The organism is Streptomyces sp. NPDC029014 (genome assembly GCF_055564695.1).
On sequence record NZ_JBVHVT010000016.1, the window covers coordinates 19408 to 32749 of the forward strand.

Annotated in this window: 8 protein-coding genes and 1 tRNA gene; 8 read left to right on the forward strand and 1 reads right to left on the reverse strand. The window is 73.8% G+C overall.

Features of this window, described 5'->3' with window-relative positions; all coding sequences use genetic code 11:
- Positions 1-15 precede the first annotated feature (15 nt).
- The 8 genes from ACZ4VL_RS11160 to ACZ4VL_RS11195 all read left to right on the forward strand — a co-directional run bounded on the left by ACZ4VL_RS11160 (position 16) and on the right by ACZ4VL_RS11195 (position 12650).
- Entirely contained in the window at positions 16-573 is a 558-nt protein-coding gene (locus ACZ4VL_RS11160; RefSeq protein WP_468198413.1) for a small secreted protein, read from the forward strand.
- A gap of 67 nt (positions 574-640) precedes the next feature.
- Positions 641-2164: a DUF7059 domain-containing protein gene (locus ACZ4VL_RS11165; RefSeq protein ID WP_468198416.1), complete on the forward strand. Its 1524-nt coding sequence runs from the start codon at positions 641-643 to the stop codon at positions 2162-2164.
- 244 nt (positions 2165-2408) lie between these two features.
- On the forward strand, positions 2409-2606 hold the full coding sequence (locus ACZ4VL_RS11170) for a hypothetical protein (protein WP_468198418.1): 198 nt from the start codon (positions 2409-2411) through the stop codon (positions 2604-2606).
- A gap of 446 nt (positions 2607-3052) precedes the next feature.
- The gene (topA, locus tag ACZ4VL_RS11175) at positions 3053-5869 is read left to right on the forward strand and encodes a type I DNA topoisomerase (protein WP_468198420.1); all 2817 of its coding nucleotides are present in this window, start codon (positions 3053-3055) and stop codon (positions 5867-5869) included.
- A 267-nt stretch (positions 5870-6136) separates the two neighbouring features.
- Positions 6137-9322 (forward strand): dTMP kinase, encoded by a 3186-nt coding sequence (gene tmk / locus ACZ4VL_RS11180; protein ID WP_468198422.1) that lies wholly within the window; start codon positions 6137-6139, stop codon positions 9320-9322.
- A 146-nt stretch (positions 9323-9468) separates the two neighbouring features.
- The gene (locus ACZ4VL_RS11185; RefSeq protein ID WP_468198424.1) at positions 9469-10680 is read left to right on the forward strand and encodes a DNA polymerase III subunit delta'; all 1212 of its coding nucleotides are present in this window, start codon (positions 9469-9471) and stop codon (positions 10678-10680) included.
- Positions 10681-10911: 231 nt separating this feature from the next.
- On the forward strand, positions 10912-12480 hold the full coding sequence (locus tag ACZ4VL_RS11190) for an alpha/beta hydrolase (protein ID WP_468198427.1): 1569 nt from the start codon (positions 10912-10914) through the stop codon (positions 12478-12480).
- A 93-nt stretch (positions 12481-12573) separates the two neighbouring features.
- Positions 12574-12650: transfer RNA gene (locus ACZ4VL_RS11195), tRNA-Thr, on the forward strand.
- Positions 12651-12719: 69 nt separating this feature from the next.
- Here the strand turns inward: ACZ4VL_RS11195 and ACZ4VL_RS11200 are convergent.
- A complete protein-coding gene (locus tag ACZ4VL_RS11200) occupies positions 12720-13253 on the reverse strand; it encodes a restriction endonuclease (RefSeq protein WP_468198429.1) in 534 nt (177 codons plus the stop codon).
- Positions 13254-13342: the final 89 nt, after the last annotated feature.

The window sequence follows — 13342 nt, forward strand, 5'->3', positions numbered from 1 at the left end:
GAAGGGACCAATCCGGTGAACAAGAAACTTGCGTCCGCGGTGTCCGGCGGTGCGGTACTGATGCTCGTGCTGTCCGGCTGCGGCGGCGACGACGGTGACGAGAAGGCCAACGCGTGGGCCAAGAAGGTCTGCGACAAGTGGTCGCCCGAGCTGAAGAAGATCGAGACGGCGCACGCCGACATGAAGCGCGTGTCCAGCGCGACCACCAAGCCGGACGAGGTGCAGAAGACCGACTCCGCGGCATTCCAGATCCAGTCCGACGCGTACAAGGCGATGAGCGCCGCGGTGTCCTCGGCTGGTGCCCCGCCCACCAAGGACGGCCAGGCGTCGCAGACCGCGGCGGTCCAGGGCTTCGATTCCGCTTCCAAGGCGTACGCGGACCTGAAGGCGAAGATCGACGGGCTGGACCCCAAGGAGCAGACCAAGTTCGCCGACGCCCTCAGTCAGCTGTCGGGTGGCATCGCGGAGGCCAACAAGGGCAGCCAGGCCGCCTACGAGAAGCTCACCGCGGGCGACCTGGAGAAGGCGATCAAGAGCCAGAAGGGCTGCAAGGTCACCGCCCCCGCCAAGTGAGCCCCGGCGGCCGCGCCGTGGCCGGTGCGGCACACGGATCCGCGCCGTCAGCCGACACAATGGACGGGTGAGTACCACCAGCCTCCCCACGCCCGACCGCGCCGCCGAACTCCGCGCCGCCCTGCTCGCCGCCGGCTTCACCGCCGACGGCCTGCTGGAGCTGCTCGGCGCCCCCGCCTACGCCGCGCTCGCCCGCAGCGAGACGGTCCCCGCCCTGCGCGCCACCCGAACCCGCGGCACCGGCCCGCTCGCGAGCCTGGTGCGGCTGTTCCTGCTGCAGCAGCCGGAGCCGTACGCGCAGGCGGCCGAGGCGCTGCCCGTCGAGGCCGCGCTGGCCGACGGCTGGTTGCGGCGCGAGCAGACCACCGACGGCGGGGACACCGTGCACGCCACCGTCGACATCCGCCCGTACGGGGGCCCGGACGGCGAGGACTGGTTCATCGTCTCGGACCTCGGCTGCGCCGTCGGCGGGGCCGGCGGCATCGGCAGCCGCGAGGAGGGCGTGGTCCTCGGCGTCGGAGGCGCGTCCACCACGCTGGCCGGGATCACCGTGCGCACCCCGGTCGCGAGCGCCCTCGACCTCGGCACCGGCTCCGGCATCCAGGCCCTGCACGCGGCCCGGCACGCCACCCGGGTCACCGCCACCGACGTCAACCCGCGGGCCCTGGACATCACCCGGTTGACGCTCGCGCTGTCCGGGGCGCCGGAGGCCGAACTGCTCCTCGGCTCGCTGTTCGAGCCGGTCGGCGCGGCGACGTACGACCTGATCGTCTCCAACCCGCCGTTCGTGATCTCCCCCGGCGCGCGGCTGACGTACCGGGACGGCGGCATGGGCGGCGACGACCTGTGCCGGACCCTGGTCCAGCAGGCGGGCGCCCACCTCAACCCGGGCGGCTACGCCCAGTTCCTCGGCAACTGGCAGCACGTGGAGGGCGAGGACTGGCGCGACCGGCTCCGCTCCTGGGTGCCGCGCGGCTGCGACGCGTGGATCGTGCAGCGCGACGTGCAGGACGTGACGCAGTACGCGGAGCTGTGGCTGCGCGACGCGGGCGACCACCGCACCGGACCCGCCGAGTACGCGCAGCGCTACGAGGACTGGCTCGACGAGTTCGAGGCCCGCAAGACCAAGGCGGTCGGCTTCGGCTGGATCACCCTGCGGCGCAGCGACGCCGCCGAGCCCTCGATCGTGATCGAGGAGTGGCCGCACTCGGTGGAGCAGCCGCTCGGCGACGCCGTCCTCGCCCACTTCGCCCGCCAGGACTACCTGCGCGAGCACGACGACGCGGCCCTGCTGGACGGCCGCTTCGTCCTGGTCGAGGAGGTCGTCCAGGAGCAGGTCGGCGCGCCCGGGGCGGAGGACCCGGAGCACGTGGTGCTGCGGCAGCACCGCGGCATGCGCAGGGCCACGACGGTGGACACGATCGGGGCGGGCTTCGCGGGCGTGTGCGACGGCTCGCTCAGCGCGGGCCGGATCCTGGACGCCATCGCGCAGCTGGTGCAGGAGGACCCGGTCGTGCTCCGGGACCGGACGCCCGAGGCGATCCGGATGCTGGTCGAGCAGGGCTTCCTGGAGCCGGTCTCCGACCGCTGAGCCGTCCGGCCTCCGCCTCCGCCTCCGCCTCCGCCGCCGCCCTCCGGCTTCCCCCGCCCCGCGCCGCCGGTGCCACAGCTGTGATGTAACCCGTGGTTCGCCCGCAGTTTCCCCGCGGCTGGCAGGCTCCCGGACACGAGGTCGGCCAGGGAGGACCCCGGGGTACCGGGGGGATTCCGGGGAGCCCTGAGTGCGGCCCGGCACACGGCCCGGGCACACGACCCGGCAACGAGGGGGGAACGGCATGGAACGCGGTCCGGCGATCTTCGCGGCAGCCGTGTTCCTGCTGTTCGGGACGGCCCTGCTGGTCTGGACGGGGGCGCGTGCCCGCAGCGGCGCGCCGGTTGCCGAGGGCGTGCGCCCGGCCGTGGCCGTACCGCTGGCCCTGCTCGGCGGCGCGGCGGCGGTGGCCCTCGGCGTGTGGTGCCTCACCCGGCTCTGACGTCAGCGGGACCGGCCGGCTCCGCGGGACCGGCCGGCTCCGCGGGACCGGCCGGCTCCGCGGGACCGGCCGGCTCCGCGGGACCGGCCGGCTCCGCGGGACCGGCTGGGTCGGCGGGGCCGCCGTGGCCCGACACGGCCGGAACCTCCGGTATTCCGCTCCGGCCGCCGTGACGAATGCCGACCGATTCGCGCCGATGTGGGCCGGCGGGGGAAACCGGACGTCAGGCGGGGTGCGGGCGCGCGGCCAGACGGCCCCCTGGCCACTCGGGCCAGTGATCGGGACCGCTCCGGCGGGGTATCCGGGCGGCAGGAATGGCACTTGTCGGGTTACCGTTCGAGTGGCCGTTGCGGGCTTGTGCCGTTTGACACGGGGGCGGGTTGTACCGTCACACTCCGCAGCGTCGCCGTACTGCGACCGAGTGCCGACCGGAGAGAAGAGCCAAGTTGTCCCCGACTAGCGAGACCGCACAGGGCGGCCGCCGACTCGTCATCGTCGAGTCCCCTGCCAAGGCGAAGACGATCAAGGGCTACCTCGGCCCGGGATACGTCGTCGAGGCGAGCGTCGGGCACATCCGCGACCTCCCGAACGGCGCCGCCGAGGTCCCCGACAAGTACACGGGCGAGGTCCGCCGCCTCGGTGTGGACGTCGAACACGACTTCCAGCCGATCTACGTCGTCAACGCGGACAAGAAGGCGCAGGTCAAGAAGCTCAAGGACCTGCTGGCCGAGTCCGACGAGCTCTTCCTCGCCACCGATGAGGACCGCGAGGGCGAAGCCATCGCGTGGCACCTGCAGGAAGTCCTCAAGCCCAAGGTTCCCGTCCACCGCATGGTCTTCCACGAGATCACCAAGGACGCGATCCGCGAGGCCGTCGCCAACCCGCGCGAGCTGAACCAGCGCATGGTCGACGCCCAGGAGACCCGCCGCATCCTCGACCGCCTCTACGGCTACGAGGTCTCGCCGGTCCTGTGGAAGAAGGTCATGCCGAAGCTGTCGGCGGGCCGCGTCCAGTCCGTCGCCACCCGCCTCGTCGTCGAGCGGGAGCGCGAGCGCATCGCCTTCCGCTCCGCCGAGTACTGGGACCTGACGGGCACCTTCTCCACGGGCCGGGCCGGCGACCCCTCCGACCCCTCGACGCTCGTCGCGCGGCTGAACACCGTCGACGGCCGGCGCGTCGCACAGGGCCGCGACTTCGGCGCGAACGGGCGGCTGAAGAGCGATGTGCTGCACCTCGACGAGGCGAACGCGCGGGCCCTGGCCGCCGCGCTCGCGGACAGCTCGTTCGCCGTGCGCTCGGTCGAGTCCAAGCCGTACCGCCGCTCCCCGTACGCCCCCTTCCGTACGACCACGCTCCAGCAGGAGGCCTCGCGCAAGCTGGGCCTCGGCGCCAAGGCGTGCATGCAGGTGGCGCAGAAGCTGTACGAGAACGGCTTCATCACCTACATGCGTACGGACTCCACCACGCTCTCGGACACCGCCGTCACGGCCGCCCGCGCGCAGGTCACGCAGCTGTACGGGGCCGACTACCTGCCGGAGAAGGCCCGCGTCTACGCCGGCAAGGTCAAGAACGCGCAGGAGGCGCACGAGGCGATTCGTCCTTCGGGTGATCGTTTCCGCACGCCCGCCGAGACCGGCCTGACCGGCGACCAGTTCCGCCTCTACGAGCTGATCTGGAAGCGGACCGTCGCCTCCCAGATGAAGGACGCGACCGGCAACTCGGTCACCGTCAAGATCGGCGGCGCGGCCTCCGACGGCCGGGACGCCGAGTTCAGCGCCTCCGGCAAGACGATCACCTTCCACGGCTTCATGAAGGCGTACGTCGAGGGTGCGGACGACCCGAACGCCGAGCTCGACGACCGCGAGCGGCGCCTCCCGCAGGTCGCGGAGGGCGACGCACTGGCCGCCGCCGAGATCACCGCGGACGGCCACGCCACCAAGCCGCCGGCCCGCTACACCGAGGCCTCGCTGGTCAAGGAGCTGGAGGAGCGGGAGATCGGCCGCCCGTCGACCTACGCGTCGATCATCGGCACGATCCTGGACCGCGGCTACGTCTTCAAGAAGGGCACGGCGCTCGTGCCGTCCTTCCTGTCGTTCGCCGTGGTCAACCTCCTGGAGAAGCACTTCGGCCGGCTCGTCGACTACGACTTCACGGCGAAGATGGAGGACGACCTCGACCGCATCGCGCGCGGCGAGGCCCAGGCCGTGCCGTGGCTGAAGCGGTTCTACTTCGGTGCGGAGGGCGACGCGGCGCAGGCGGCCGGGCCGGTCGACGGCGACCACCTCGGCGGTCTGAAGGAGCTGGTCACGGACCTGGGCGCGATCGACGCCCGGGAGATCTCCTCCTTCCCCGTCGGCGAGGGCATCGTGCTGCGCGTGGGCCGGTACGGCCCGTACGTGGAGCGGGGTGAGAAGGACGCCGAGGGCCACCAGCGCGCGGACGTCCCGGACGACCTGGCTCCGGACGAGCTGACGATCGCGTACGCGGAGGAGCTCTTCGCGAAGCCGAGCGGCGAGTTCCAGCTCGGCGCGGACCCGGTCAGCGGCAACCAGATCGTCGCCAAGGACGGCCGCTACGGGCCGTACGTGACGGAGATCCTGCCCGAGGGCACGCCGAAGACCGGCAAGAACGCCGTGAAGGCGCGCACGGCGTCCCTGTTCAAGTCGATGTCGCTGGACACGGTGACCCTCGACGAGGCGCTGAAGCTGATGTCGCTGCCGCGGGTCGTGGGCGCGGACGCCGAGGGCGTGGAGATCACCGCGCAGAACGGCCGCTACGGCCCGTACCTGAAGAAGGGCACGGACAGCCGCTCCCTGGAGACGGAGGACCAGCTCTTCACGATCACGCTGGACGAGGCGCTGGCGATCTACGCCCAGCCGAAGCAGCGGGGCCGCGCGGCCGCCAAGCCGCCGCTGAAGGAACTGGGCACGGACCCGGTCAGCGAGCGCCCGGTGGTGGTGAAGGACGGCCGGTTCGGCCCGTACGTGACGGACGGCGAGACGAACGCGACGCTGCGGCGGGACGACGACGTCGAGACGATCACGCCGGAGCGGGGCTACGAGCTGCTCGCGGAGAAGCGGGCGAAGGGCCCGGCCAAGAAGACCGTGAAGAAGGCCGCGGCCAAGAAGACGACGACGGCCAAGAAGACCACGACGGCCAAGAAGACGGCAGCCAAGAAGACGACGGCGGCGGCGAAGAAGACGACGACGGCGAAGAAGACGGCAGCCAAGAAGACGGCCGCCACCCCGCCCACGGAGTCCTGACACCCCACCGACGACGCGGGGCCCGACGAGGGGCGCGGGGAACTGCGCGAGCAACCCCACCGGGCCCCGTCAGGGGCGCGGGGAACTGCGCGCTCAACCACGCCGCACCCGCACCCGGCGTACGCGCATCCGCACCCGCGCCCGGAGACCGGCGCGCCAGCAGGGCGCGGGCGCCCAGCCGGGGCGCCGCGGGGGCACCCCGGGGCCCCGCCCCGGGGTTATCCACAGCCCTCCGCACCGGCCCAGCGCAGCGGATAGGCTGGGCGGATGACGCGAGCCGAGCAGCCGACTGGCGTGACCGCCCCCCCGAACCCCTCCTACGACGAAGCCCTCGCCGCGGACTCCCGCGAGCGGGCGCTGCGCGCACTGCTGCGCACCCCCAGGCTGCGCCGCCTGTGGAGCGCCCAGCTGGTCAGCGGCATCGGCGATGCGCTCGCCCTGCTGGTCCTGGTGGTGCTCGCCTTCCAGGCGGCCGTCTCCCAAGGCACCTTCGGCACCGGCTACCGGGGCTGGGCCCTGGCCGTCGCCGCCGTCTTCGGGGTCCGGATCCTCGCCACCCTGCTCTTCGGCGCCGTCCTGCTCGGCCCGCTCGCCAAGCTCACCGCGGCCGGCGGCCCGCTCGACCGCCGCTGGACGATGGCCGGGGCGGACGGGCTGCGGATCGCCCTGTTCGTCGTGGCCCCGCTCTGGCTCGACTGGATCCCGGCCCACGCGCTGACCGCGCTGCTGGCCACCGTTTTCGTCGGCGGCGCCGCCGAGCGGCTGTGGACCATGGCCAAGGACAGTGCGGCTCCCGCGTTGCTGCCCGAGCCGCCGCCGGAGGGCGCGACCGTACGGCCGCTGCCCGACCACCTCGACGCCCTGCGCCGGCTGACGCTGCGCACCACGTTCGCCACGATGCCCGTCGCCGCGGCCGCGCTGCTCGCCGCGACGCTGATCGGCAAGGTGCTCGGCCTGGGCGTGGACTGGTTCGCCGCGAACCAGGCCGCCCTCGGCTCGTACGTGGCCGCCGGCCTGTTCGCCGCGTCGCTGTCGCTGCTGCTGCCGCTGGTCCTGCCCGGTGACAAGACGCCGCGCCCGCGGTCCCCGCTGGAGGGCCTGCGGGCCCCCAAGGCGGGGGACCGCCCGGACAAGGGCCGCACGGGCGCGATCCCGCTGCTCGTGCTGGCCTGCGCTGCCGTCGCCGGGGCGGTGGCCAGCGCCGCCGCCGTGGCCGTGCTGCAGGCGTTCGACCTGGGCGGTGGCCCGGCCACCTTCGCCCTGCTCGTGCTGGCCCTGCTCGGCGGCACCGGCGCCGGCATCCGCGCCACGCAGTCCGGCAAGGTCCTGCCGACCCTGTCCCGGCGCCGGCTGCTGGCCCTCGCCATCGCCGTGACCGGCACCGCGCTGCTGCTGGCCGGCCTGGTGACGGACCTGGCGACCGTGGTGTTCCTGTCGCTCCTCGCCGGCCTCGCCGCGGGCGTGGCCGCCAACACCGGGCACACCCTGCTGGACCAGGAGACCGAGGAGTTCCGCCGGGCCCGGGTCACCGAGCACCTGCAGGCCGTCGTCCGGGTGGCGGTGGCCCTCGGCGCCGTCCTCGGTCCGGTCGTGGCCGCGGGAATCGGCCCGCACCGGCTGGCCTTCGCGGGCCTGGTCTTCGCGTACGGCGGCGCCGCGTACACCCTGATGATCGTCGGCGCGCTGCTGCTGCCGGCCGCCGTCGTGGTGCTCGTCAAGGCCGACGACCGGGCCGGCGTACCGCTGCGCCGTGACGTGCGCGAGGCGCTGCGCGGCGGGGAGCCCGACCAGGCGCCGTCCGCCACCGGTTTCTTCATCGCCCTGGAGGGCGGCGACGGCGCCGGCAAGTCCACCCAGGTCCAGGCCCTGGCCGAATGGATCCGGGGCAAGGGCCACGAGGTCGTCGTGACGCGGGAGCCCGGCGCCACCCCGATCGGCAAGCGGCTGCGCGCGATCCTCCTCGACGTCTCCTCGGCCGGGCTGTCCAACCGCGCCGAGGCCCTGCTGTACGCAGCGGACCGGGCCGAGCACGTGGACTCGGTGGTCCGCCCCGCCCTGCAGCGCGGTGCGGTCGTCATCAGCGACCGCTACATCGACTCCTCGGTCGCCTACCAGGGCGCCGGCCGCGACCTGTCCCCGACCGAGATCGCCCGCATCTCGCGCTGGGCGACCGACGGGCTCGTACCGAACCTGACCGTGCTGCTCGACGTGTCCCCGGAGACCGCCCGGGAGCGGTTCACGGAGGCCCCCGACCGGCTGGAGTCGGAGCCCGCGGAGTTCCACCAGCGGGTCCGCTCCGGCTTCCTGACCCTCGCCGCCGCCGACCCCGGCCGCTACCTGGTGGTCGACGCCGGGCAGGACCCGGAGTCGGTGGCCACGGTCGTCCGGCACCGCCTGGACCGCATGCTGCCTCTGTCGGAGGCCGAGCGGGCCGCGCAGGTCGAGGCCCGCCGGCGCGCCGAGGAGGAAGCCCGGCGCAAGGCCGAGGAAGAGGCGGCGCGCAAGGCGGAGGAGGAGCGGCTGCGGGCCGAGGAGGAGGCCCGCAAGGCCCGCGAGGCCGAAGAGGCCCGGCGCAAGGCCGAGGAAGAGGCCGCGCGCAAGGCGGAAGAGGAGCGGCTGCGCGCCGAGGAGGAGGAACGCGCCCGGGCCGAGGCCGAGCGGCGCCGCGCGGAGGCCGAGGCCAAGGCCCTCGCGGCGGAGCAGGAGCGGCTGCGCCGGCAGGCGGAGGAGGAGGCCCGGCTGCGCGCCGAGGCCGAAGAGCGCCGCAGGGAGAAGCAGCGGCGGGCCGAGGAGGCCCTGCTCAAGGCCGAGGAGGCGCGCCGGCAGGCGGAGGCCCAGGCGGCGGCTGCCGCCGCGGCCGCGGCCGCCCGGACCCCGCAGCCCCCGGCCGAGGCGGCCCCGGCCGCTCCCGCCCCGAAGGTGTCCATGACCAAGGAGCCGCATCCGCATCCGGACGACGCGGTGACGGTCGAGACCCCGCTGATCGGGACCCGGACCCCGCCGGCCAAGGCCCCGGTGGACAAGCGGGTCGTGCGGCCGGACGACGTGACCCAGACCGTGCCGATGCCGAAGGCCGACCCGGCGGCGGAGACCTCCGTGCTGCCCGCCGTCGAGGCGCCCGGAGCCGTGGACGAGACGGCCGTACTGCCGCCCGTACGCCCTTCCGGGACGCCCGCGTCGCCCGGCGAGCAGGCGTACTCCGCCGTGCGGCCGACGGCCCGGCGCCCCCAGGAGGACCCGGCCGACCGGGTACCGCCGGGCATCTTCCGGGACTCCGGTGACGACGTGACCCGTGAGCTCCCGCTCCTCGACGACGAGGGCGGCCGCCCGGACCGTCCGCGCCCGTCCTGGGCCGAGGAGACCCCGCTGGACGACCTGCCGACCCTGGCGGACGAACTGCTGGGCGGTCACCGGGACGACGAGGACGGCCAGGACGGCCCGCGCCGCCGCTGACGGGGGCGCTGCTGACGGCGGGGCGGGGATTGTCGGCGGCAGGCGCCACACTGGGTACGCGGCGACGAGCGGCACGAGCGGCAGGCCGTACGGGCACGACGGCCGGCAAGGGCAACGGCAAGGGCAAGCGAAAGGCGGTGGGCGGGATGCCCGTGTGGGACGACCTGGTGGGCCAGGAGCGGGTGCAGGCGCAGCTGGCCGCCGCAGCCCGTGACGCGGACGCCCTGGTCACCGCCGTCGGCGCCGGGCAGGAGCCACCGGCTGCGTCGAAGATGACGCACGCCTGGCTGTTCACCGGCCCTCCCGGATCCGGCCGGGCCACCGTCGCCCGCGCCTTCGCGGCCGCCCTGCAGTGCACCAGCCCCGACCGCGCCCTCGGGGGCGAGCCGGGCTGCGGGTTCTGCGACGGCTGCCATACGACCATGGTCGGCACGCACGCCGACGTCGAGGTCGTCCGTACGGACCTGCTGTCCATCGGCGTCAAGGAGACCCGCGACCTGGTCCGCCGGGCCCAGCTGTCCCCGGCCGTGGGCCGCTGGCAGGTCATCGTCCTGGAGGACTCCGACCGGCTCACCGAGGGCGCGGCCAACGTCCTCCTCAAGGCCGTGGAGGAGCCCGCCCCGCGCACCGTGTGGCTGCTGTGCGCGCCCTCGATGGAGGACGTGCTGCCCACCATCCGCTCCCGCTGCCGGATGCTGACGCTGCGCACCCCGTCCGTGTCGGCCGTCGCCGACCTGCTGGTCCGCCGCGACGGCGTCGAGCCCGGTGTCGCCGCCTTCGCCGCGCGCGCCACGCAGGGGCACATCGACCGGGCCCGCCGACTCGCCCAGGACGAGGGGGCCCGGACCCGCCGGACCACCGTGCTGAAGCTTCCGCTCCGGGTCGGCGACGTGGGGGGCTGCCTCAAGGCCGCCCAGGAGCTCGTCGATGCCGCCGCCGAGGACGCCAAGGTGCTCGCGGAGGAGGTCGACGCCAAGGAGACCGAGGAGCTCAAGGCCGCACTCGGCGCCGGGGCGGGCACGAGCGGAAGGCTTCCGCGCGGCACGGCGGGCGTGATGAAGGAGCTGGAGGACCGGCAGAAGCGCCGCCGCACCCGCACCCAGCGCGACAGCCTCGACCTGGCGCTGACCGACCTCACCGGCTTCTACCGGGACGTGCTGGCCCTGCAGCTCGGCTCCCCGCTCGCCCTCGCGAACGAGGACCTCCGCGCGGACCTCGACCGGGTCGCCCGTGCCGGCGGCCCCGAGCGCACCCTGCGCCGGATCGAGGCCATCAGCGCCTGCCGCGAAGCCCTCGACCGCAACGTGGCGCCGCTCCTCGCGGTCGAGGCGATGACGATGGCCCTCCGCGCAGGCTGAGCCGGACTGCCCCGGCCGACTGCCCCGGCCGACTGCCCCCGGCCGGTGGTCCGGCCGCCGGCTCCTCCGGCTGACGCACTGGTTGACCGTTCACCCGTACGGGCGACCCGGCGGGCCCGGGGCCGGACGCCCGGTTCCGCAGGGCCGGTCCGGGGCGGCCAGCGGACGGCGGACGCCCGGCCACCGCACCGCCGACCGGCCGATCGTCCCGGCAGGACGTAGGCTCCGGGAATGGACACCAGTCGCCTGCTGCGCACCACCGGAACCGTGATCGCAGCCGCCGGGCTGCTGCTCTCCGGCTGCACCTCGGACGGTTCGGCGGGCTCCCGGGCCGCCGCGTCCGCCACCCGGGGCGCCGCGCCGGCGGCCCGGCCGGCCGCCGTCCCGGAGGCCCTGCGCCCGTACTACGAGCAGAAGCTGAACTGGCGCGACTGCGGTGTCCCCGGCTTCCAGTGCGCCACGATGAAGGCCCCGCTGGACTACTCCCGCCCCGACTCCGGCCAGGACGTCGAGATCGCCGTGTCCCGCCGCACCGCCACCGGGCCGGGCAAGCGGCTCGGCTCGCTCGTGGTCAACCCGGGCGGCCCCGGCGGTTCCGGCATCGGCTACCTCCAGGCGTACGCGGGCATCGGCTACCCCGAGGCGGTCCGCGCCCGCTACGACATGGTCTCCTTCGACCCGCGCGGGGTGGACCGCAGCAGCCCGGTCGAGTGCCTGACCGGCCCGGCGATGGACGCGTACACGCAGGTCGACCAGACCCCCGACGACGCCGCGGAGCAGGCGGCCCTGGTGGCGTCGTTCAAGGAGTTCGCGGCCGGCTGCCAGGAGCGCTCGCGGCGGATCCTGCCGCACGTCTCCACCGTCGACACCGCCCGCGACATGGACATGCTCCGCGCGGTGCTGGGCGACGAGAAACTCACGTACGTCGGGGCCTCGTACGGCACCTTCCTCGGGGCCACGTACGCGGACCTCTTCCCCGGCCGGGTCGGCCGGCTGGTCCTGGACGGCGCCATGGACCCCTCCCGCTCGGCCCTCGACATGAACCGGGACCAGACCGAAGGCTTCGAGACGGCCTTCCGCTCCTTCGCCAGGGACTGCGCCAAGCAGCCCGACTGCCCGCTCGGCAAGGGCAGCCCCGAGGCCATCGCCGACCGCCTCCAGGCCTTCTTCCACACGCTCGACGCCAAGCCGGTGCCGAGCGGCGACGCGAAGCGCCCGCTGGGCGAGTCCCTCGCCACGACCGGGGTGATCGCCGCCCTCTACGACGAGAGCGCGTGGCCGCAGCTGCGCCAGGCGCTCGCGACGGCGATGGAGGGCGACGGCTCCGGCCTCCTCGGCCTCGCCGACAGCTACTACGAGCGGGAGGCGGACGGAAAGTACGCCAACCTGATGTACGCCAACGCCGCCGTGAACTGCCTCGACCAGCCGCCGGCCTTCTCCGGCCCCGACGCGGTCGTCGAGTCCCTCCCGTCCTTCCGCAAGGCCTCCCCGGTCTTCGGCGCGGGCCTCGCCTGGGCCTCGCTGAACTGCACGTACTGGCCGGTCAAGGCCACCGGCGAGGCCCGGGCGCTGGCGGCGAAGGGGGCCCCGCCGATCGTGGTGGTCGGCACCCTCCGCGACCCGGCCACCCCGTACAAGTGGGCGCAGTCCCTGGCGGGCCAGCTCGACTCGGGCGTCCTGCTCACGTACGACGGCGACGGCCACACGGCCTACGGCCGCGGCAGCACCTGCATCGACAACGCGCTGAACACGTACCTCCTGGACGGCAAGCCCCCGGCAAACGGCAAAAAGTGCGCGTAAGGATCACGTGGTTCGGGGCACCCTGTTCGAGCCTGTAGACTAGGCGCCGCTGCTGATGAGCGAACCCCCAGGGTCCTCTCATCGCCCAGCGGTGCCGCCTTAGCTCAGTTGGCCAGAGCAACGCACTCGTAATGCGTAGGTCTCGGGTTCGAATCCCGAAGGCGGCTCCACGAAAACCCCGGCTCGGATCCGTCCGAGCCGGGGTTTTGTGGTTCAGGGGACCCGCTTCCTCCAAGAGGTCAGTACATCCACGGTGCTGGACCCGTTCGGGTGGCCCATGCAGCGAGGGCTGCTTGATCGATGAGGCGGATTCCGTGGCGCACCGCGTAGTCGCGGGCGGGCTTGGTGAAGAACGAGGTCGTGACGACTGCTGCAACGTGGGCGCCGTGGATGCTGAAACAGGTGCCACCGAAGCGTTGCATGTCCGGGGAGCCGACCTTCGTCGTCGGACCGTACCTCTTGCACTGGATGACGACGCGCTTGCCGTCGGGTGTGTTGGCCACGACGTCAGCCCCGAGATCGTTGGTGCCGCCCACGGCGCGCGCGTCCGCGCACCCGTCCCGCGCACACAGATATGCGATGGCTCGCTCGAACTCGCCGGGGTTCATCAGGTGGTAGCGGCTGATTTCGGTGGACCGGATTGCGCGCAGCTCCCGTTCAGCCGCCTCGTGCTTCAGCTTGGCTAGTTTCTTTGCTGCGTAAGCGCCGATGAGCGTGAGGAGCAGGACCACGGCTCCGGCAGCGTTGCCGTCGGCCCACATGAGTACTGCCATGCTGCCCACGACGTAGGCAGCAGCAGCGTAGGCCCATCTTTTCAGGCTCAGGTCGGCCTCCGGTCGACGTGATCAGGCCCCCTGCCTGA